This window comes from Actinoallomurus oryzae, assembly GCF_039541955.1.
GTDB lineage: Bacteria > Actinomycetota > Actinomycetes > Streptosporangiales > Streptosporangiaceae > Actinoallomurus > Actinoallomurus oryzae.
Genome location: NZ_BAABHF010000019.1, coordinates 554,531 through 574,510, shown reverse-complemented (window position 1 = coordinate 574,510; position 19,980 = coordinate 554,531). Strand labels below are relative to the sequence as shown.

At 69.7% G+C, this 19,980-nt stretch carries 19 protein-coding genes; 11 read left to right on the top strand and 8 right to left on the bottom strand.

The window, feature by feature from the left end; genetic code table 11:
- Positions 1–31: 31 nt before the first annotated feature.
- Together ABEA10_RS16820 and ABEA10_RS16815 are read right to left on the bottom strand one after the other, a co-directional pair.
- Complete coding sequence (locus tag ABEA10_RS16820; protein ID WP_285632749.1) at positions 32–436, bottom strand: roadblock/LC7 domain-containing protein; 405 nt, start codon at positions 434–436, stop codon at positions 32–34.
- Complete coding sequence (locus ABEA10_RS16815) at positions 436–3,222, bottom strand: sensor histidine kinase (RefSeq protein WP_345464579.1); 2,787 nt, start codon at positions 3,220–3,222, stop codon at positions 436–438. The genes ABEA10_RS16820 and ABEA10_RS16815 overlap by 1 nt, the downstream gene beginning before the upstream one ends.
- A gap of 412 nt (positions 3,223–3,634) precedes the next feature.
- Here ABEA10_RS16815 and ABEA10_RS16810 point away from each other — a divergent pair, with 412 nt between their 5' ends.
- The 6 genes from ABEA10_RS16810 to ABEA10_RS16785 all read left to right on the top strand — a co-directional run bounded on the left by ABEA10_RS16810 (position 3,635) and on the right by ABEA10_RS16785 (position 9,844).
- A complete protein-coding gene (locus ABEA10_RS16810) occupies positions 3,635–4,465 on the top strand; it encodes a sirohydrochlorin chelatase (RefSeq protein WP_345464576.1) in 831 nt (276 codons plus the stop codon).
- A 51-nt stretch (positions 4,466–4,516) separates the two neighbouring features.
- Positions 4,517–5,692 (top strand): ABC transporter substrate-binding protein, encoded by a 1,176-nt coding sequence (locus ABEA10_RS16805; RefSeq protein WP_345464573.1) that lies wholly within the window; start codon positions 4,517–4,519, stop codon positions 5,690–5,692.
- Between the two features lie 8 nt (positions 5,693–5,700).
- On the top strand, positions 5,701–6,759 hold the full coding sequence (locus ABEA10_RS16800) for an ABC transporter ATP-binding protein (RefSeq protein ID WP_345464570.1): 1,059 nt from the start codon (positions 5,701–5,703) through the stop codon (positions 6,757–6,759).
- A 110-nt stretch (positions 6,760–6,869) separates the two neighbouring features.
- Positions 6,870–8,072 (top strand): ABC transporter substrate-binding protein, encoded by a 1,203-nt coding sequence (locus ABEA10_RS16795; RefSeq protein ID WP_329238850.1) that lies wholly within the window; start codon positions 6,870–6,872, stop codon positions 8,070–8,072.
- Positions 8,073–8,082: 10 nt separating this feature from the next.
- On the top strand, positions 8,083–8,973 hold the full coding sequence (locus ABEA10_RS16790; protein ID WP_345464565.1) for an ABC transporter permease: 891 nt from the start codon (positions 8,083–8,085) through the stop codon (positions 8,971–8,973).
- Between the two features lie 64 nt (positions 8,974–9,037).
- A complete protein-coding gene (locus tag ABEA10_RS16785) occupies positions 9,038–9,844 on the top strand; it encodes an ABC transporter permease (protein WP_345464562.1) in 807 nt (268 codons plus the stop codon).
- Between the two features lie 83 nt (positions 9,845–9,927).
- Here the strand turns inward: ABEA10_RS16785 and ABEA10_RS16780 are convergent, their stop codons facing one another.
- Positions 9,928–11,154, bottom strand: a complete 1,227-nt coding sequence (locus ABEA10_RS16780) for an RNA-guided endonuclease InsQ/TnpB family protein (protein WP_345464559.1) — start codon at positions 11,152–11,154, stop codon at positions 9,928–9,930.
- Between the two features lie 89 nt (positions 11,155–11,243).
- Here ABEA10_RS16780 and ABEA10_RS16775 point away from each other — a divergent pair, with 89 nt between their 5' ends.
- Positions 11,244–12,674 carry a gamma-aminobutyraldehyde dehydrogenase gene (locus ABEA10_RS16775; protein ID WP_329238841.1) on the top strand — a complete coding sequence of 477 codons (1,431 nt, stop codon included), beginning with the start codon at positions 11,244–11,246 and terminating at the stop codon, positions 12,672–12,674.
- A gap of 12 nt (positions 12,675–12,686) precedes the next feature.
- Here the strand turns inward: ABEA10_RS16775 and ABEA10_RS16770 are convergent, their stop codons facing one another.
- On the bottom strand, positions 12,687–13,271 hold the full coding sequence (locus ABEA10_RS16770; RefSeq protein ID WP_345464552.1) for a GNAT family N-acetyltransferase: 585 nt from the start codon (positions 13,269–13,271) through the stop codon (positions 12,687–12,689).
- 113 nt (positions 13,272–13,384) lie between these two features.
- Positions 13,385–13,783 carry a pyridoxamine 5'-phosphate oxidase family protein gene (locus ABEA10_RS16765; protein WP_345464549.1) on the bottom strand — a complete coding sequence of 133 codons (399 nt, stop codon included), beginning with the start codon at positions 13,781–13,783 and terminating at the stop codon, positions 13,385–13,387.
- A gap of 130 nt (positions 13,784–13,913) precedes the next feature.
- Here ABEA10_RS16765 and ABEA10_RS16760 point away from each other — a divergent pair, with 130 nt between their 5' ends.
- Together ABEA10_RS16760 and ABEA10_RS16755 are read left to right on the top strand one after the other, a co-directional pair.
- Positions 13,914–14,636: a hypothetical protein gene (locus ABEA10_RS16760; protein ID WP_345464546.1), complete on the top strand. Its 723-nt coding sequence runs from the start codon at positions 13,914–13,916 to the stop codon at positions 14,634–14,636.
- A 30-nt stretch (positions 14,637–14,666) separates the two neighbouring features.
- Entirely contained in the window at positions 14,667–15,803 is a 1,137-nt protein-coding gene (locus ABEA10_RS16755) for a helix-turn-helix domain-containing protein (RefSeq protein WP_345464543.1), read from the top strand.
- Positions 15,804–15,973: 170 nt separating this feature from the next.
- On the opposite strand, the gene ABEA10_RS51130 is transcribed toward ABEA10_RS16755, so the two are convergent.
- Positions 15,974–16,087, bottom strand: coding sequence for a DUF397 domain-containing protein (locus ABEA10_RS51130; protein WP_425550910.1), 114 nt, complete (start codon positions 16,085–16,087; stop codon positions 15,974–15,976).
- The gene (locus ABEA10_RS16750) at positions 16,074–16,964 is read right to left on the bottom strand and encodes a helix-turn-helix domain-containing protein (protein ID WP_345464540.1); all 891 of its coding nucleotides are present in this window, start codon (positions 16,962–16,964) and stop codon (positions 16,074–16,076) included. Before ABEA10_RS16750 ends, ABEA10_RS51130 begins: the two co-directional genes overlap by 14 nt.
- Positions 16,965–17,198: 234 nt before the next feature.
- Between ABEA10_RS16750 and ABEA10_RS16745 the strand changes: the two genes are divergently transcribed.
- Both ABEA10_RS16745 and ABEA10_RS16740 read left to right on the top strand, forming a co-directional pair.
- Positions 17,199–17,642, top strand: coding sequence for an ATP-binding protein (locus tag ABEA10_RS16745; RefSeq protein WP_345464537.1), 444 nt, complete (start codon positions 17,199–17,201; stop codon positions 17,640–17,642).
- A 57-nt stretch (positions 17,643–17,699) separates the two neighbouring features.
- On the top strand, positions 17,700–18,038 hold the full coding sequence (locus ABEA10_RS16740; RefSeq protein WP_345464534.1) for a MerR family DNA-binding transcriptional regulator: 339 nt from the start codon (positions 17,700–17,702) through the stop codon (positions 18,036–18,038).
- Positions 18,039–18,188: 150 nt separating this feature from the next.
- On the opposite strand, the gene ABEA10_RS16735 is transcribed toward ABEA10_RS16740, so the two are convergent.
- Positions 18,189–19,781 (bottom strand): serine/threonine-protein kinase, encoded by a 1,593-nt coding sequence (locus ABEA10_RS16735; protein WP_345464530.1) that lies wholly within the window; start codon positions 19,779–19,781, stop codon positions 18,189–18,191.
- Between the last annotated feature and the right edge of the window lie 199 nt (positions 19,782–19,980).

Genomic DNA, 19,980 nt, shown 5'->3' with positions numbered 1-19,980 from the left:
CCGCCGCTTCGATGTGATCGCTCATCCGACGTCACGATTCCACGGCCGAGCGGGGGAGCGTGGACATGTGCTGGCCCACCCGCTTGACGAGCATCGCCATCTCGTACGCGATCATGCCCACGTCCGCGTCGGAGCCGGCGAGTACGGCGAGACACGCGCCGGACCCGGCGGCGGTGACGAACAGGAAGGCATGGTCCATCTCGACGATGGTCTGGCGCACGGCGCCACCGCCGAACTGCCGTCCGGCGCTGCGCGCCAGACTCTGGAAGCTGGCCGCGACCGCCGACAGATGCTCGGCGTTCTCACGCGTCAGACCCGTCGACGCTCCGACGAGCAGACCGTCACTGGACAGGACGACCGCCTGGTGCACCTGGGCGACCTGGTTGACGAGATTGTCCAGCAGCCAGTTGAGTTCCCCCGCAGAACCCGCTGACATCAGATGTCCTCCTCTTCGTGGCCGGTGGCGGTGTCTTCGGCGTCCGAGCGACCGCGCAGCCAGCCCTTCTGGATGGAGCTCAGCATGGTGCGGAGCTCCTCGGGCGAACGTTCTTCGCTCGCGGCTTCACTGACCGGTTCGACCTCTTCCCGCAGCTGCGGCGCCAGGCTCGCCTGGCGCACGCGCCGCGGCAGCGCGGGCTTGCCGGAACCGCTCGGCGCGTCGGCCGATGGGGCGGGCGCCGGCGGTTCGTCCCGGGCCGGGCTCGACGGCTCGGCCGGGTCGGCCGGTGGCTCGTCCGCGGGCTCGAACAGCGAACGGCGCTGTCCGGCCGCGGGGTCCGGAGTTCCCGGCTCGTTGTGGCGCCGCGGCAGCGGCGGCCGCCCGCCGGTGTCCTCGGTCGTCGACGGGACGTTCCACCGGCCGGTGTCGGAGCCGCCGCCGTATCCGCTTTCACCGGATCCGTGGCCACCGCCGTCACCGGGCCCGAAGCCGCCGCCGAACGACGAGGAGTCCGGGTGACCGGAGTCGAAGGCGTTCGTCTCGTACGGCGTCGTGTCGTGGCCGGTCCCGCGCGGGTCCGCCTCGTACGGGTCCGCCGGCCCGGTGTCGAAGTGGTTCGCGGGCGTGCCGAACGAGGAGGTGCCGAACGATCCGGTGTCCTGCGGCGCCGGGTGCGAGCCGTTGCTCGACCCGCTGAAGGAGGCCGGCGTGCCGTTGTTGTGACGGTGCGGCAGCGGAGGACGCTCGCCCCCGCCGGTCAGCTGGATCGGACCGGTCTCCGGGCCGCTGCCCCGGTCGCCGAAGGACGGCGGGCCGATGGCACCGATGGGCACCAGCGCGTCCTCGCCGCGGCGGGTCACCGCGAGCGGGCTGCCGGACTCCAGCTCGCCCTGCTCGCCGCTGCGCACCACGATGCCGTCGGGCAGCAGCACGATCGCGGTCGTCCCGCCGTACGGCGACGTGCGGAGCGTGACCTGGATCGAGTGCCGCTGGGCGAGCCGGCCGACGACGAACAGGCCGAGCTGCGCGCTGTTGGACAGGTCGAAGTCCGGCGGCCGGGCCAGCTTCTCGTTGGCCTCCGCCAGCGCCGCCGGATCCATGCTCAGGCCCCGGTCCTCCACCTCGATCGCGAAGCCGTGCGCGACGATCTGCCCGGTGACCTGCACGGTCGTGTCGGGCGGTGAGTAGAGCGTGGCGTTCTCGATCAGCTCGGCGAGCAGGTGGATGAGGTCGGCGACGGCCGTTCCGGCGATGGACACCTGCGGCATCGTGGTGACGGTGACGCGCGCGTAGTCCTCCACCTCGGCCGCGGCGGCGCGGGCGACGTCGACCGCCGGCACCGGGTTGCGCCAGCCTCGGCCGGGCGCCTGGCCGGAGAGGATGATCAGGCCTTCCGCGTGACGGCGCATGCGGGTGGCGAGGTGGTCCAGGCGGAACAGGTCCTCCAGCTCATCCGGCTCGGCGATCCGGCGTTCCATCGTGTCCAGCAGGCTGAGCTGGCGGTGCAGGAGCGCCTGGTTGCGGCGCGCCAGGTTCAAGAAGACGTCGCTGATGCTGCGGCGCAGCGCGGCCTCCTCGACCGCGCCCTGGATGGCGGTGCGCCGCGCGGCGTTGAAGGCCTGGCCCACCTGGTCGATCTCACGGGTGCTGAACGACAGCGGCGGCGCCTCGGCGGCCACGTCGACGTCTTCACCGCGGCGCAGCCGGCGGATGACGCCGGGCAGCCGCTCGTTGGCGAGGTCGAGGGCGGCGCGCCGCAGCCCGGTCAGCTCGCGGATGACCGAGCGGCCGACCCACAGCGACAGGATCAGCGAGGCGATGACCGCGACGAGACCGAGCGCCCCGGCGAGGGCGACGCGCAGGATGATGCCGTTCGCGATCGGCTTGGCGCGGTCGTTCGCGGCCGAGGTCGCGACCAGCTCCAGGCCGCGGAACCGGGTGAGGACCGACGACACGGTCGTCTTCCACTGCACCGGCGTCTCGGCGGTGATCTGCGGGTTGGGCGGCGTGTTGTTCATGCCCTGCATGCCGCCCATGGTCTTCGGCGGGGACGCGGGCATGTGGTCGGTGAAGCGGTTCTCCAGCGACTCGAGCCGGGCGTACTCGGGGGTCGAGATGATCCGCTGGTAGAGGGCGCGGTCGTCGGAGCGCAGGTCGGGCAGCAGGTCGTTGTAGAGATTGTGCTGGGTGCCGACGAGCTTGGTGAACTGCACGTGCTCGGCGAAGGTGAGCCGGCCCGCCGCGAGCGCGCCGGACAGCAGCGCGTCCTCCTGCGACAGCACCTCCCGGGCGCGGGCCAGCGCGACCTCGGTGCCGGAGTCCTTGGTCACCCCCGGGTCGCTCAGGGTCGCGAGCGAGGCCTGCAGCTGGTTGATGGTGGAGACGACGCCGGTGTAGCGGGTGAAGACCTGGGCACGGCTGGTGGAGCGGGTGTCGACCTGCCGGCGCCGGGCCGGCAGGTCGTCCAGGGATCCCAGGATCTCCTTGGTCCACTCACGCGACTGCGCGCTGATCACATTCTGGGTGCTCTTGTCGACGGCCAGCCGGCGGAACTGCTCCGCCTGCCGGTCCGTGACGAGCCGCGCGGACTCCATCGCGGCCCGGTCGCCGTCCGACTTGCTGCCGAGATAGACCATCGACAGCCGTCGTTCCGTCTCCAGGGCGCTCCCCAGCGCGCCGGAGGGATATCCGAGGTGGTCCTGGATGGTGTTCACATGGCGCAGGTTCAATCCGTCGCCCAGCGTGATGCTCGCCGCGAACGCCCACAGGGTGCTCAACGACACCAAAGGCACGATCAACAGCAAGATGATCTTGAAGCGGACTGAACGGAAAACGCGGCCGGCCTGGAACCGGGGCGGCCGCTGACTGGCATCTGATCCCACTCGACGGTCCTTAGATTGCACCGCGACAGGCTCGACTTTCAGTTAGACGGAGGGGACACCGATGACGGAGGGGCACCCGAGCGAACGCGCAGGACTCTACTACGCACGGGTCTGAAGCCCGACCATGTCCGTAAATATGTCCCTAACGAGCGCTTGCCACCTGGGGCGAAACAGTGGGTCAGCAGCTCAGATAATGCCTGGTGGCGCGGCATCTGACGGGTTTGTGCGCTGCGGTCCGCCCAAGACATAAATATCGGACGTTCGGTCACAAGGGCCCCACGAGCTGCTTTGACAACCTCTAGACTCCGCCATCGTGATCTATGACGACCAGCCCCCGGAGACGCTCCCTGTACGCGGGCGCTCATCGTTGCCCAGCGGGCGACACCGCCGGCCGGCGTCCGCAGACCTTCCGCCGGACGCCCCCGTCCTCGTGCTGGCGGTTCCCGGTGAGGACCCGGACATCGCCGAGGAGATCGCCTCGGCCACCCGTACCGCGCGGACCGAACTCGACGTCCGGGTCGGACTCCTCGGCTCCACGTTCACCGACGTGGTGCGCGGACTGCCCGAGGACCGCGCCGCCGTGGTGGTGCCCCTGATCACCGGCCCGCACGCCCGCACGTACGCCCAGATCCAGGCCGGCATCGACGAGGCGGGGGTGAAGGCGGACCGCGTGGTCGTCACCGACCCGCTCGGCCCGCACCCCCTTCTCGCCGAGGCCCTGCACGTACGGCTCGCGGACGCCGGACTGGCCCGGGCGGACCGCATCCGGCAGTTCAGCATCGGCGCCGCGACGGACGCCGTGATCGTGGCCGCGACCGGCGGGGCGGAGGCCGCGCGTGAGGCCGACATGACGGCCGTCCTCCTCGCCGCCCGGCTCGCGGTCCCGGTGGTCGCCGCCGCGGTCGACGGCCCCCCGACGGTCGCCGAGGCGGTGACCCGCCTCCGCGAGGCGGGCGCCCAGCGGATCGCCGTGGCGCCGTACGTCATCGGCCCGGAACTCGACCACGAGCAGCTCGCCAAGCTCGCGGCCGAGGCCGGCCTCGGATGCGGGGCGCCGCTCGGTGCGCACGGATCGGTGGTCCGCCTCGTCAACCTCCGTTACGAAGTGGCGATGGAACCGTTCATCGGTGAGGTGCAGGAGTGAGCGAGTGAGGGGCCTGAACAGGAGTGAGCGAGTGAGGGGCCTGAACAGAAAATGATGCGACTCACAAGGCTCGCCTGCGCGGTGGCGCTCGTTCTCGCGGCCGGAGCGTGCGGGTCGGACTCCGGCTCCGGGCAGCAGGCGGCGGTGCCGAAGGTCGCCATGCAGCAGGAGATCGGCGCGTCCGAGGGCAGCCTGAACCTGGTCATCTGGGCGGGTTACGCCGAGAACGGCTCGACCGACAAGAAGGTCGACTGGGTCACCCCCTTCGAGCGCAAGACCGGCTGCCGGGTCAACGCCAAGGTGGCCGACACGTCCGACTCGATGGTCGCGCTGATGAACACCGGGCAGTACGACGGCGTCTCGGCCTCCGGCGACGCCTCGCTGCGGCTCATCTACAGCGGCACGGTCGCCCCGGTGAACACCAACCTGTTGCGCAACTACGGCGACATCGCCCCCTACCTGCGCAACCAGCCGTACAACTCGGTCAAGGGCCAGATGTACGGCGTGCCGCACGGCTACGGCGCGAACTACCTCACGTACCGCACCGACAAGATCAGCCAGAAGCCCACCTCGTGGAGCATCGTCTGGGATCCGAAGTCGCCGGCCGCCGACCACGTCGTCGACTACGACTCGCCGACCTACATCGCGGACGCCGCGCTCTACCTGAAGGCCCACCGGCCGGATCTGAAGATCACCGACGTGTACGAGCTGACGCAGGAGCAGTTCGACGCCGCGGTCGCCCTGCTGAAGCAGCAGCGCCCCAACGTCAACCAGTACTGGTCGAACTACCTGGACGAGATCCAGTCGTTCAAGGCGGGCGACAACTGGGCCGGGACCGCCTGGCAGGTGACCGCGCAGCTCGCCAAGTCCGAGGGCGCGCCGATCGGCACGACGATCCCTCAGGAGGGCGCCACCGGCTGGTCGGACACCTGGATGATCGCCTCCCGGGCGGAGCACCCGAACTGCATGTACAAGTGGATGAACTGGATCAGCGCTCCCAAGATCCAGGCCGCCGTCGCGCAGTGGTTCGGCGAGGCGCCGGCGAATCCTAAGGCATGCTCGTACGCCGCGAAAGGTTTCTGCGCCCAATTCCACGCGAACGACGTCGATTTTTACCGTCGCTTGGCTTTCTGGAAGACTCCCGTCGCGGACTGCGGCGACTCGCGCGGTGCGGTCTGTGTCGACTACTCCAAATGGACCGAGCTCTGGTCGCAGATCAAGGGTTGACGAGTGACATGACGATTGACGAGAGCGGCGACGTGTCGGCCGCGGTGAGCCTGCGTGGAGTCCGCAAGGTCTTCGGCGAGGTCGCCGCGGTCGACGGCGTCGACCTCGACGTGCGCGACGGTGAGTTCTTCGCGATGCTCGGCCCGTCCGGCTCCGGCAAGACGACGGTCCTGCGGATGATCGCCGGCTTCGAGACGCCCACCGAGGGCCGCGTGAGCCTCGGCGGGCACGACGTGACCGGGCTGGCGCCCTTCGACCGCGACGTCAACACGGTCTTCCAGGACTACGCGCTCTTCCCGCACATGAACGTCCTGGCCAACGTGGAGTACGGCCTCAAGGTCAAGAAGGTGCCCGCCAGGGCGCGCCGCGAGCGCGCGCTGGAGGCCCTGCGGACCGTACGCCTCGAGGGCTATGACAAGCGCAAGCCCGGCCAGCTCTCCGGCGGCCAGCGCCAGCGCGTCGCCCTGGCCCGCGCGCTCGTCAACCGGCCCAAGGTCCTCCTGCTCGACGAGCCGCTGGGCGCGCTCGACCTCAAGCTCCGCGAGGAGATGCAGGTCGAGCTGAAGGCCATCCAGCGGGAGATCGGCATCACGTTCCTGTTCGTCACACACGACCAGGAGGAGGCCCTGACGATGAGCGACCGCATCGCGGTGTTCAACGCGGGCCGGATCGAGCAGGTCGGCACGCCCGCGGAGGTGTACGAACGGCCGGCGTCGTCGTTCGTCGCGGGCTTCGTCGGCACCTCCAACCTCATCGAGGGCCAGGCGGCCCTCGACATCCTCGGGCGGGAGGGCGTCTACAGCGTCCGCCCGGAGAAGCTTCGCGTCGACACCCAGGTCGACGCGGAACTGCGCGAAGGCGAGAACTCCGCGACCGGCACGGTGGCGGAGGTCGTCTACGCGGGTGCGGCCACCCGATTCGTCGTGGACCTCGACGCGGGCGGCCGGCTGGTGGCCGTGCAGCAGAATCTGCAGGCCTCATCGATGGATGTGCTCAAGCTGCGCGACGCCCGGGTCAGGCTCGCATGGCGGCGGGAGCACGAGTTCTCCATCACCGGTCCGATGTGACACGCGGTCGGCGGGTCCGGCCGACCGCTGCGTCGCGGTGCCCCCATCGCGGCGTCTACCGGAATTCCCCCATCCGATATCCGATACCCCCCATCCTGATCGGAGTCCCCATGCGGTTCACGCGCCTCGCGGTCGTCGCGATGGCTGCCGTTTCGCTGCTGGCGGCCGGTTGCGGCGACAGCGACAGTTCCAAGGGCGGTGGCGACAGCGTCGCCGGCTTCACGCCTCCGAAGATCCCGGCACTGAAGTCCCTCGGTCCGGGCGAAGGACAAGTCAACCTCGTGGCCTGGGCGGGCTACGCCGAAGACGGCTCGAACGACAAGTCGGTCGACTGGGTCCACCCGTTCGAGAAGGCCACCGGCTGCAAGGTCAACACCAAGATCGCCGGCACGTCCGACGAGATGGTCAACCTGATGAAGACCGGCCAGTACGACGCCGTGTCGGCCTCGGGTGACGCGTCGCTGCGCCTCATCGCCGCCGGCTCGGTCGCGCCCGTCAACACCAACCTGGTGCCGAACTACAAGGACATCTTCAGCGGCCTGAAGATGAAGCCCTGGAACTCGGTCAACGGTGTCGCGTACGGCATCCCGCACGGCCGGGGCGCGAACCTCCTCATGTGGCGCACGGACAAGGTCAAGCCCGCCCCCGACTCGTGGGGCGTCGTCTTCGACGCGAACTCCCCGTACAAGGGCCACATCACCGCCTACGACTCGCCGATCTACATCGCCGACGCCGCGCTGTACCTGTCCGCGACGCAGCCGAGCCTGGGCATCAAGGACCCGTACGCGCTGGACCAGAAGCAGTTCGACGCCGCGGTCAACCTGCTCAAGCAGCAGAAGAACAACGTCGGCGAGTACTGGTCGGACTACCTGAAGTCCCAGCAGTCCTTCAAGAGCGGCGACACCGTCCTCGGCACCACGTGGCAGGTCATCGCGAACGGCCTGACCGCCGACAAGGTGCCGGTCGAGACGACCCTGCCCAAGGAGGGCTCGACCGGCTGGTCGGACACCTGGATGGTCGCGGCCAAGGCCCAGCACCCCAACTGCGCCTACAAGTGGATGGACTGGATCGTCTCCCCGAAGGCGAACGCCCAGGTCGCCGAGTGGTTCGGTGAGGCGCCGTCCAACAGCAAGGCGTGCGCGGAGACCAGCGACAAGAAGTTCTGCGACACCTTCCACGCGGCGGACGAGCCGTACTGGAACAAGGTGCACTACTGGAACACCCCGATCTCCCAGTGCCTTGACGGACGCAAGAACGTCAAGTGCGTCGACTACGCCAAGTGGACGCAGGCCTGGACGCAGATCAAGGGCTGACGATCCCCTGATGATGAGCGTCACCTCGCCCGGCGGGCCGGTTCGCCGGTTCGCCGGGCTGCTCCACCGGCGGCCGTCGATCCGGCTCGCCGGCCTGCTGTCCGTGCCGCTGCTGTGGCTCGTGATCGCCTACCTCGGCTCGCTCGCGGCGCTGTTCGTCACGGCGTTCTGGACGACGAACGAGTTCACCGGCGACGTGGTGAAGGTCTTCGACCTGGGCAACTTCCAGGACCTGGTGAACGAGAGCGTCTACCGGACCATCACGCTGCGCAGCGTCGGCGTGGCGGCCGCGGTGACCGTCATCGACAGCCTGGTGGCCTTCCCGATGGCGTTCTACATGGCCAAGATCGCCTCGCCGCGCGCGCAGCGCTGGCTGGTCATCGCCGTGCTGACACCGCTCTGGGCCGGTTACCTGGTCAAGGCGTACGCCTGGCGGATCATGTTCTCCGGCTCGGGCGTGCTCGACTGGTTCCTGAGCCCGGTCGGCGGCCACGGCCCGGGGTACGGCCTGCCCGCCACCACCGTCACCCTGGCCTACCTGTGGCTGCCGTACATGATCCTGCCCATCTACGCGGGGCTGGAGCGGCTGCCGAACTCCCTGCTCGACGCGGCCGGAGACCTGGGCGCGCGCTCCTTCCGCACGTTCCGCACGGTCGTGTGGCCGACGGTCTTCCCCGCCGTCGTCGCGGGTTCGATCTTCACGTTCTCGCTGTCGCTCGGCGACTACATCGCGGTGCGCATCGTCGGCGGGCGCAGCCAGCTGATCGGCAACGTGGTCTACGACAACGTCGGCACGGCGAACAACCTGCCGTTCGCCGCCGCGGTCGCGACCATCCCGGTGGCCATCATGGTCATCTACCTGCTCGCAGTACGCCGTACCGGAGCCCTGGAGAATCTGTGAGCGAGCGCAGCGAGCGAACCGGTGAACACGGCATCCAGGTCACTCCGCCGGCGAAGGAGGCGTCGTGAACCTTTCGAGGGGAACACGGATCGCGTTGCGCGTGGCGATGATCGTCGGGCTCGCGATCATCTATGTGCCGCTGTTCGTGGTGCTGATCAACTCCTTCAACGCCGACAAGACGTTCGCCTGGCCGCCCACCCACGTCACCGGCGAGTGGTGGTCGCGCGCCTGGCAGAACGGCGGTGTGCGGTCGGCACTGTGGACCTCGGTCAAGGCCGGCCTGGGTGCCACGGCGGTCGCGTGCGTGCTGGGCACGATGGCCGCGTTCGCGGTGCAGCGGTACCGGTTCTTCGGCCGGGAGACGGTGTCGCTGCTGGTCATCCTGCCGATCGCGCTGCCCGGCATCGTCACCGGCATCGCGCTCAACAACGCCTTCCGCACGGTGCTGTCGCCGCTGGGGATCCAGCTCGGCCTGTTCACGGTGATCGTCGGGCACGCGACGTTCTGCATCGTGACCATCTACAACAACGTCCTGGCGCGGCTGCGGAGGCTGGGGACGAACGTCGAGGAGGCCTCGGCCGACCTTGGCGCGGACACCTTCCAGACCTTCCGGTACGTTACGTTCCCTCTGCTGCGGTCCGCGCTGCTGGCCGGTGGCCTGCTGTCGTTCGCGCTGTCGTTCGACGAGATCATCGTGACCACCTTCACCGCGGGCGCCGGCGTGGAGACGCTGCCCATCTGGATCTTCAACAACCTCTTCCGGCCCAACCAGGCACCGATCGTCAACGTGGTGGCCGCCGCGCTCATCGTGCTGTCGGTCGTGCCCGTCTACATCGCCCAGCGCATCTCCGGGGACACCCGCGCCATCTAGTGATGGCCGACACCGCCCCCCACAAGGGAGGACGCATTGACGTCCTCCCCCGCCTGAGGGCGGGGGATTTCAACCCGCTTCCCCTATGCAGAGGAGAGAACAGGTTGAGGTTCGCGGTTCATAGCCCCGCCCAGCGGCTGGAGGGCTCCCCGCTCGGGAGGTCGGCCGGGGTCGGTTGGTCGGGGCAGGAACGTCACCGTCCGTCCGACGGCGATGTTCTTGGCCGCGTTGACATCCGCGTGATCGGTGTGCCCGCAGGCGCGACAGCGAAAGACCGCTTGGCTCTCGCGGTTGTCCGCTGCGCAGTGCCCGCAGGCATGGCAGGTCTGGGATGTGTAGGCGGGATTGATCTTCTCGACCCGGCCGGCGGCTTTGCGCTCCAAGCGGGTCGCCAGGTGGCCCCATCCGGCTGCGTGGATGGATCGGTTGAGCCCGGCCTTGGCCCGCACGTTCACCCCCGGCGCGGCGATCGTGCCGTGCGCGGAACGGACCATGGGGCTGATCTTCAAATCTTCGAGGCGGATCAGGTCGAAGCGGCGGGCCAGGCGGGTCGAGGTCTTCTCCACCCAGTCCTTACGCCGATCGGTCTCGCGCGCCTTGACCTGGCCGATGGCGAGTTTGACACGTGCACGACGCCTCGACCCCGGCTTCGCGCGAGCCAGCCTGCGCTGCAATCGCAGCAGGCGTTCGGCCTCGGTTTCGCGCAGGCCGGGCACGGACAGCAACTCGCCGGTGGACAGGGCGGCCGAGACTGCCACGCCACGATCCACACCGACGACCTCACCGGTACCCGGCCCGTCGATCGGTGCTGGGATTACCGCGAAGCAGACGTGCCAGCGGCCCGCCCGGTCCCGGTTCACCCGAAACGACTTCGCCTGGTCGGGAACATGACGGGACCAGCGGAACCGCACCCAGCCGACCTTCGGAATCCTCACCTGACCCACTCTGCGGGACAGGCGGCGCACATCCCAGTGGCTGCCGCGCCGTCCGACGATCCGGAACCCTTCGTGCACGCCCGCCTTACGCCACGTCGGCCGCCGATGCGTGCCGGCGAAGAAATTCGCCATGGCCTGGGCGAAATCCCGTACCGCCTGCTGCTGCACCGTCTGCGACCCCGCTGCCAGCCATGCGAACTCCTTCCTCGCTTCAGTCAACCGGCGGCACTGTTCGACGTAGCTTGGCGCGCTTGCCCGGCCCGGCCGCCAATGCTGGTGCTGTTCACAGGCAAGATTCCACACATACCGGGCATGCGAGCAGTACTCCAGCAGCGCCGCCTCTTGGGTGGGCGTGGGCTCAAGCCGGAACCGCATGCCAGCACGCTAACCGCCACCACCGATACAAAGGAGGGAGCGGCGTTTTATCCCGGTCTGAAGACCGGGACCTTCACGCCGCGCACGCAATGAAGCGCACCGTCCGCAATTTCGTCAACGGTTCGTACTCCGACGCCGCCGACGGACGTACCGCCGACCTGATCAGCCCGGTCACCGGTGAGGCGTTCGGCACGGCTCCGGTCTCCGGCCAGGCCGACGTCGACGCCGCCTTCGCCGCCGCGGCCTCCGCGTTCGAGGGCTGGCGGGACACGACGCCCGCCGAGCGGCAGCTCGCGCTGCTGCGCATCGCCGACGCCATCGAGTCCCGCGCCGACGAGCTCGTGGCGCTGGAGTCGGAGAACACCGGCAAGCCGCTCGGCCTGACCGCCTCAGAAGAGATCCCCCCGATGGTCGACCAGATCCGGTTCTTCGCCGGCGCGGCGCGCGTCCTGGAGGGCCGGTCGGCGGGGGAGTACATGGCCGGCCACACCTCGTTCGTCCGGCGGGAGCCGATCGGCGTGTGCGCCCAGGTCACGCCGTGGAACTACCCGATGATGATGGCGGTGTGGAAGTTCGCGCCGGCGATCGCCGCGGGCAACACGGTCGTGCTCAAGCCCTCCGACACGACTCCGGCCACGACGGCGTTGATGGCCGAGATCGCGGCGGAGTTCCTGCCGCCGGGCGTGTTCAACGTCGTCTGCGGCGACCGTGACACCGGGCGCCTCCTCGTCGACCACCCGACGCCGCAGATGGTCTCGATCACCGGGTCCGTACGCGCCGGCATGGAGGTGGCGCGCTCGGCCGCGAACGACCTGAAGAACGTCCACCTCGAGCTCGGCGGCAAGGCGCCGGTCGTGGTGTTCGACGACGCCGACGTCGAGGCCGCCGCCGCGGCCATCGCCGAGGCGGGGTACTTCAACGCCGGCCAGGACTGCACCGCCGCGACGCGCGTGCTCGCCGGTCCCGGCGTGCACGACGACTTCGCCGACGCCCTCGCCGCGGTCGCCGCCGAGACCAGGACGGGCCTGCCGGACGACGAGGACGTGCTGTACGGCCCGCTGAACAACGCGAACCAGCTCGACCGCGTCTCGGGGATCGTCGACCGGCTCCCGTCGCACGCCACCGTCCGCGCCGGCGGTTCGCGCGCCCGCGAGCAGGGCTTCTTCTACGAGCCCACGGTCGTGTCCGGGCTGCGGCAGGACGACGAGGCGATCCAGGACGAGATCTTCGGCCCGGTCATCACCGTGCAGCGGTTCTCCGACGAGGACGAGGCGGTCCGCTGGGCCAACGGCGTGCGCTACGGCCTCGCCTCCTCGGTGTGGACCCGCGACCACGGCCGCGCGATGCGCATGGCCAAGCGGCTCGACTTCGGCTGCGTCTGGATCAACACGCACATCCCACTGGTCGCCGAGATGCCGCACGGCGGCTTCAAGCACTCCGGCCAGGGCAAGGACCTGTCGATGTACGGCTTCGAGGACTACACGCGCGTCAAGCACGTGATGTCCAACATCGAGGCCTGAGTCGGAGATCCGCTATCCGTCGCGCCGCGGGCCGTTCTGGCCGCGGCGCGACGGGCGCAGGACCGCCATGTCGCCGCGTTCCTTGCCGAGGTCCTCGCGCACGACGCTGTACATCACCGCGTCATGCCACCCGCCGTCGCGGAACCCGTAGCCGCGCAGCACGCCCTCACGGGTGAAGCCGGCCTTGCTGAGCGCCCACTGCTCGGCCGTGTTGGTGATCTCGGTCACCGCCTCGACCCGGTTGACCTGCGTGTGGGCGAACAGGTAGTCGACGAGCAGCCGCTGCGCCTCCGTGCCGTACCCGAGGCCGCGCACCTCGGGCAGCATCCCGATGCTGATGTTCCAGCAGTGGGAGACGCGGTTCGTCCGCTGCCGGTGCCACTGGACGAACCCGAGCGGCTCGGCCGGGCCGACGACCATCAGCGTGCCGCCGTCGTCGGTGAGCAGGCCCGTCTCCTCCCAGTGCCGCCGGTACGTCCGTGGGGCGAGCCACCCGTGCCAGCCGTGCTCTCCTGCGGCCTCCGGGTCGCCGGTGAGCCGCTCGATCACCGCGAGATCCTCCTCGGCCACCGGCCGCAGCCGCAGTTGATCGCTCATGCCCGCAGAGCTTAGACAGCGACGGGCGGTGGATGGCCCGTCCTTGATCGCCGCATCCGGCCAGTATCGTCCCGACCTGTGGCAAACTTTCCAGGCGCCCCGCGCGACGGCGGTCAGGCGGGGAACAGGTCGGACGAGCCGAGCACGCGGTCCACGGTGATCTCGATGACGACGCGCGTCGGGTTCTCCCGCGGCGTGCGGTAGCGCTCGGCGTACCGGGCCACCGCCTCGGACACGCGCTCCGGGTCGGCGCTGACCGTGCTCGTGCCCTCCAGCGTGAGCCAGCGCCGGCCCTCGACCTGGCACAGGGCCACGCGCCCGCCGCCCGCGGCGAGCCGCGCCTTGACACTGCCGCCGTCGGTGATCACGCGGGCCAGCCGTCGCTCGGCGTCCCACGTGAACCCGACCGGCACCACGTGCGGCGAACCGTCGGGACGCAGGGAACTGAGCGTCGCGAGGTGACGCTCGCGCAGGAACTCCGTCGCCTCCGCGCTCAGCGCCTCGTTGGTCATCCGCCCACGCTATCGCCGAAGTGGCCGCGCACGCGGTGTGGCGAAACGCCGGGGGCGCTGGTGGCCTCGCCGAAGATCAAGTGGGAGCCTGGTGCCTGCCAAGAGACGATCAAGTGAAGGAGGCCGGCGCGTGTCCATCCCTGCGACCTCCGAGGCCGCTCCGGGCGACTGGCTCGGCACACTCCTCGGCCCGCGTACGGCGCGGGTGCTCACGACGTACGCCGTGCCGTGCCTGCACTACGCGCACTGGCAGGCGCTGTGGCGGTTCCGCCTGGCCGACTGGACCAACGACACCACGTACGGCACCGACCGCTACCACTGTCTCTGCGAGACCTTCGGCCGGATCGTCAAGGACCGGCTGCCCCGCGCCAAGGTCCACCTGCCCACCGACCGGCTCGGCACGCCGTTCACCGTCGTGACCGGCAACTGGCTGATCTACCCTTGGCGGTACGGCCGCACGCGCGACGACCGGCACCAGGGCCTGGCGGTCACCGACGAGACCGGCATCCGGTCGCGGATCGTCGGCGGCGGACCGCCCGGCCAGCAGATGCTCGACTACGAGGGCCTGCCGTCCGTGCCGCTGTCGAACGTCGTCGTGCTGGGCTGGGCCGGCAACCGGCACGAGGGCCTGGTCCGGGCGTTCCTCGCCACGCCGCACCTGCACGGCGACCTCGTCTACTGGAACGAGGACCGGTTCGTCGAACTCGACGTGGAGGCGGGCCGCCATCCGTACGGCCTGCCGTCCGGGCCGTCTCCGGCGGAGGAGCCGGACGTTCCGCCGCCACCGGAGTTCGACCTCAGCCTCATCGACGGCGGCGTGGATTTCCCCGAAGCGACGGGGACGGATGGCTAGGGTCATGGAAGGAGACGGAGGAGGCCGTAGGTGGACACCCGACGCGGTGGTGGTCAGCCGCACCTGTCCACGGTCCCGCCCCTCGACGTCGCCGACGCGTTCGACCCGGCCCGGCTCGTCCTGGCACGCGAGCGGAGCGGCCTGACAAAGCGCGACCTGGCGGCCGGGGCCGGGGTGACGGCCGCGATGATCACCCGTTTCGAGCGCGGTCAGGCACGGCCCGCCGAGGTGACCCTGAAGCGGCTCGCCGTCGAACTGGGCCTGCCGGTGGGATACTTCGCCGCGGGCCGCCCCGTGCTCCCGGTCGCCGAGGAGGCCGCCCACTTCCGCAGCCTCCGTACGACCCGGGTGTACGAACGCCGCCAGGCGCGCGCGACCATGAGCCACCTGGCCGAGGCGGTGCGCGAGATCCAAACGGTCGTACGCCTCCCGGAGCCGCGGCTTCCGCGTCTCGGCCGTGACCCGGAGAGCGCCGCCCGCGAGCTGCGGGCCGCCTGGGAACTGCCCGCCGGCCCGGTCCATCACCTTGTACGCCTGCTGGAGGCCAACGGAGCGGTGGTGAGCATGGCGAGGTTCGGCGCGGGAGACCGGATCGACGCGTTCTCCTGCCGCCCGTCGGGCCTGGACCGGCCGTTGATCTGCCTGTCCCGCGACCGCGGCAACCCGCTGCGCCGCCGCTTCAGCGCCGCCCACGAACTCGGCCACCTGCTGCTCCACGACGAGGCCCAGCCGGGCGACCGCCGGCACGAACACGAGGCGAACCGCTTCGCCGCCGAGTTCCTCACCCCGGCCCCGCAGATCGCCGACCTGCTACCGACCCGCCTGGACTTCGCCCGACTACTGGAGATCCAGCGGGCGTGGGGCGTGTCGGTGCAGGCGTTGCTGCGCCGCAGCCGGGAGCTGAACCGCATCGGCGACGACCTGTACCGCCGGGCCCAGGTGACGCTGACCCGGCTGGGCTGGCGCCGCGACGAGCCGAGGGGCGACTACCCGACGGAGTGGCCGGCCGTCCTCGCCGAGGCGGTCGCGCTGGGCTCCGAACGCGGCCTGACCGAACAGTCCCTCGCCGCCCGCCTGAACCTCCCGTACACCGAGGTGCGGGAACTGCTGAGCCACGTCACCGACGACCGTCCCCGCCTGACCCTGGTCCCAGACCTACCGGGCTGACGCTCCGCTTGGCGCTGAGCCACTGGCGTCATGGGCTCGCTGATCGCTTACGGGAGGGATCAATGGTCTCGTGTCTGAGTGACTTTGAGGCTGGAGCAGGAGTGCGGCTTATGGCTCGAAGGCCGGATGCCCGGACAGGACCGCTTCGGTCGTCTTCCGAGTGAGACGGTTCAGCCGGCGTTCATCCTGTCTCCGGCGACGGCGGTCGTGGCCGCCACCTCGACGCAGGCTCCGTTCGGCTCGCTGCGGCGCGATTTGCGCCAGTCAAGATCATGGCTGGGCATGGCTGAGATCCCGTCGTGAGAGGAGGGCGTCCGCCGCCTCCGTCAGCAGGGTGGCGCTGTCCTCGGGGGAGAGGCATGCATGCCGGAGGTGGTCATACCGCTGTGTATACCACGAGACCTCCCCGGGGTCGGTGTGTACGAGATCGGTCGTGACGGTGTCCACGACCGCCATGGGTGGGTCTTCCACGTCGGGGAACGTGTAGAGGAAGAAGGGCGACTTCGGCAGCAGCGCACCGGGAAGACGCGCGTCGACCGGCAGCACCAACACCGTGATGTTCGGGGCGGTATGCGCGGTGGCGGCGAGATGGTGGAGCTGGGCGGCGAGTACGTCCGGAGCGACTCCCAGCCGCCGGATCACGATCTCGTCCAGGATGATCTCGTACTCCGGGCCGCCTGGACGTAGAATCGTCCGCTGCCGTTGCAGTCGTGCCTCGGCCATGCGCTCGGGGACGTAATCGATCGCACCCTCCGCCTGGGTCAGTTCGACCAGCGCCCAGGTGAACTCCGGAGTCTGGAGGACTCCCGGCATTGCGGTCTGGTGGTACTCGCGGATGGTCTTCGCGCCGGACTCGATGTCGGCGTACAGGCGTTGGCGGGCGCCCATGGCGTCGCCGTAGGAGTCCCACCAGCCACGTTCGGCGGCGTCGCGGGCGATGCGGACGACCTCCTGCCACTTGTCGCCGCTGACGTCCAGCAGGTCCAGGATCTTCATGACCTCGGCGAGGTCGGGACGGCCGTGCGCGTTCTCCAACCGGCTGATCTTCATCCGTGACTGGTGGATGAGTTTGGCCAGGCGGTCGGCGGTCATGCCCTGCCGCTCCCGCAGGGTGCGCAGCTCGGTGGCGAGTCGCCGGCGGCGTACGAAAGGACTGGTCATGCTGGGGGGGCTCCTCTGCACTGTGCTCATCCTGCACAGTCATCAAGTGTTCAGATTGTCACCTTGCGTGTTCGGGACGAACGTTCATCAAACCGGTGTGCGAATCAAGCGGAATGACGAATCACGTATAGAAAACCCGTACGTGATCGGTAGAGAAGTGTGACGATGGTGCGGCGGCCGAACCCGTGTCCCAACGGTTCGGAACTCCAGTCCTCTCGTGCTTGTGAGGTGCCGATGACCACCGCGGCCTGCTGCGCCGACACCACCACCGATCACCCCGCCACGGCCCTGCGGTGGCACCGTTCGTTCCCCGGCAGCGCCGACCAGGCCGCGCGCGTGCGAGGCTTCATCGCCGCGCTGATGCCCGACTGCCCGGTCATCGACGACCTGCTTCTCGCCGCCGACGAGTTCGTCGTCAACGTGCTGCGCCACACCAAGTCGGGCCGCAGCGAAGGTGGGTTCACCGTCGAGGTACGGTGCCGGCCCGGCCAGGTGCTCATCGCGGTGACCGATCAGGGCGGTCCGACCGAGCCGGTCGCGACGGATGTAGACGATCTCGCCGAGTCGGGACGTGGCCTGCGTACGGTCGCGGCTCTGGCCGACAGCTGGGGCTGGCACGGCAACGAGCACGGCCGTACGGTCACCGCCGTCTTCACCACCGACCCGCGACCCGCCTGACGGCGACTCCGCCCCTCTCTCCTCCCCCAGAGCGCACCGTGACGATTGGTATTCGCCATGCCCTTTTCCGATGACGACCTGATGACGCCGCGAGAGGTGGCCGCCACACTGGGCGTACGGGCCTCAACGGTCGCCCTCTGGGCGCGCCTCGGATTCCTCAAGCCCGCCGTCCGGACGCCGGGCGGCCACCGCCGCTACTTCCGCGGCGACGTGCTGGCGTTCCGAGATGACCGCCGGTCGCGGGAGCCGGATCCGGCCGATGAGGAGATGATGCGCGACGCGGTCCGCCTCTACCAACAGGGCTGGTCGATCCGCCGCGTCGCAGAAGAGTTCGGGCTCGGCTACGGAAGAATGCGCCGAATTCTCCTGACGCGCACGACATTAAGAGACCGCTGACCGTCCGCTCTCAGTTCGGCACGCGTGTGAGGGGCGCCTTGTGCCGGCTGGAGCATGGTGAGGGTGACCCTCACAATCCAAGATCGCGGGACGCGCCGAGCTGATCGCCGCAGTTCGGCCAGTGTCTTTCGTCCGAGCCGGACATCGGGCTTACCCGGCGTCGGCTTCTGTCTGCTTCGCCAGTTGCCGGGCCAGTTTCGTGATCATTTCCTCATCGGATTTCTTGATGGTCTTGTCCGAGTCATACTCGTAGCTCACGGAGATGAACACGTTGGAGATCCGGATGCCTACCGCCACCCCAGGAAGTCCGCGTTCCTTGTGTGCGAAAAACGCCTCATCGCCGAGGCCGCTCAATGGCCTGATGACGTCATCTCTTGAGTGGAGATAGTGCTCCGTCCCGAATTCCCATTCCGCTTTATCAACCTGATCGTACTGTTTAGCGGATATCTGCAGTTCCGGCCAGGCTGAGAGGCCGCCTCCCTTCTCCTGGCTTTCCCATACGCAGGTCACCTGGTCCGAAAGCTCTTCCCACTCGGAACGATCCGGGGCGGCCCGCGGGATCAACTGCCTGATCGGCGTCGACTTCGCGGACCGGCCCTTGCACACGTTCGGCGCCAGTCTGAAGCGGGCGGCCGGTGGGGTCGCCGACTGACTGGCCTGGGAGGCTGAGGGCCGGGTTCCCGGCGTGGTGCCGGCGCCGTCGCCCTGCGCGGTCGCGGAGCCGCCGTTCGACGTCGCGAGCCAGGCCGCCAGAACCACGGCGGCGAGCACGACGACCGTTCCGGTCGCCACCAGCGCCGTCCGCTCGCGAAGCCGTGCCCTCAGGCTCGGCGACGGCATGAGAGCGGTCTCCACCCTGGTCGGTCGGTTCGAGGGCGGGCCGGGCGGTTGAGCGGTGGCCGTCTCCGAGGCCGGCTCCGACCGCCCTGAGGCCACTGCCCGCAACCGCCTCCGGGCTTCCTCGGCGTCGAGGCGCTCGTGCGGGTCGCGCCGAAGGAGACCTTCGAGGACGGGCCACAGCGGTCCGGCTCGTCGCGGCGCGTCGGGCTCGCGGGTGAGGACGGCGGCGACGACCGCGGCGGGATCCTCCGCCCCGTAGGCGGGCCGCCCCTCCACCGCGTGGTAGAGCGTCGCACCGAGCGACCACAGGTCCGACGCCGGTACGGCCCTCCCGCCGCTCATCCGCTCCGGCGCGACGTACCCGAGGGTGCCGACCAGCGAGCCGTCCTGGGTCAGGCCCCGGGTGGCCCCGACGACCGCGGCGATGCCGAAGTCGGTGAGCACGGCGTTCCCGTCGGCGTCGAGCAGGACGTTCTGCGGCTTGACGTCGCGGTGCAGGACGCCCTTCGCGTGCGCGGTGGTCAGCGCGCCGAGGAGCCGGAGGCCGACCTCGGCCGTACGGCGCGGGTCCAGCGGTCCGGAGGCCGCCACCTCCTCGTCCAGCGCGCGCCCTTCCACGAGGTGCATCACGATCCACGGCCGGTCGTCCTCTTCGAGCACGTCGTGGACCGGCACGATCCCCGGGTGGTGCAGACCGGCGGCGGCGCGCGCCTCCGTCATCGCCCGCTCCCGCAGCGCCTCGCGTTCCGCCGCGCTCAGGCTCTCGGGCAGCCGCAGCTCCTTGATCGCGACCTCGCGATGGAGCAACTCGTCGTACGCCCGCCAGACCGTCCCCATGCCACCGGCACCGATCGGTGGTTCACGCAGTACGTACCGATCCGCAAGACGCCTCCGATCGCTCACCCGACGAACGATAGCCGCGCACGCCGGATCGCAGAAGCGATCAGTGGGCCGCAACACCACTGCCCCGGTGGGCGTGCACCTTACTGCGTCGACTCGACCGCTGCGGCGAGGATCAGGTAGTTGGCGCTGGTGTAGGCGTACCGGGTGCCGGAGGCGCCCAGCGGCTTCACGCCGTTCAATGCGCGGAGGCGTAAGCGAG

What these genes read in the sequence shown, in the direction of transcription:
- ABEA10_RS16820 (WP_285632749.1), bottom strand. Translation starts at nt 436, where the DNA reads ATGTCAGCGGGTTCTGCGGGGGAACTCAACTGGCTGCTGGACAATCTC.
- ABEA10_RS16805 (WP_345464573.1), top strand. Translation starts at nt 4,517, where the DNA reads ATGATGCGACTCACAAGGCTCGCCTGCGCGGTGGCGCTCGTTCTCGCG.
- ABEA10_RS16800 (WP_345464570.1), top strand. Translation starts at nt 5,701, where the DNA reads ATGACGATTGACGAGAGCGGCGACGTGTCGGCCGCGGTGAGCCTGCGT.
- ABEA10_RS16795 (WP_329238850.1), top strand. Translation starts at nt 6,870, where the DNA reads ATGCGGTTCACGCGCCTCGCGGTCGTCGCGATGGCTGCCGTTTCGCTG.
- ABEA10_RS16790 (WP_345464565.1), top strand. Translation starts at nt 8,083, where the DNA reads ATGATGAGCGTCACCTCGCCCGGCGGGCCGGTTCGCCGGTTCGCCGGG.
- ABEA10_RS16780 (WP_345464559.1), bottom strand. Translation starts at nt 11,154, where the DNA reads ATGCGGTTCCGGCTTGAGCCCACGCCCACCCAAGAGGCGGCGCTGCTG.
- ABEA10_RS16775 (WP_329238841.1), top strand. Translation starts at nt 11,244, where the DNA reads ATGAAGCGCACCGTCCGCAATTTCGTCAACGGTTCGTACTCCGACGCC.
- ABEA10_RS16770 (WP_345464552.1), bottom strand. Translation starts at nt 13,271, where the DNA reads ATGAGCGATCAACTGCGGCTGCGGCCGGTGGCCGAGGAGGATCTCGCG.
- ABEA10_RS16765 (WP_345464549.1), bottom strand. Translation starts at nt 13,783, where the DNA reads ATGACCAACGAGGCGCTGAGCGCGGAGGCGACGGAGTTCCTGCGCGAG.
- ABEA10_RS51130 (WP_425550910.1), bottom strand. Translation starts at nt 16,087, where the DNA reads ATGCCCAGCCATGATCTTGACTGGCGCAAATCGCGCCGCAGCGAGCCG.
- ABEA10_RS16750 (WP_345464540.1), bottom strand. Translation starts at nt 16,964, where the DNA reads ATGACCAGTCCTTTCGTACGCCGCCGGCGACTCGCCACCGAGCTGCGC.
- ABEA10_RS16745 (WP_345464537.1), top strand. Translation starts at nt 17,199, where the DNA reads ATGACCACCGCGGCCTGCTGCGCCGACACCACCACCGATCACCCCGCC.
- ABEA10_RS16740 (WP_345464534.1), top strand. Translation starts at nt 17,700, where the DNA reads ATGCCCTTTTCCGATGACGACCTGATGACGCCGCGAGAGGTGGCCGCC.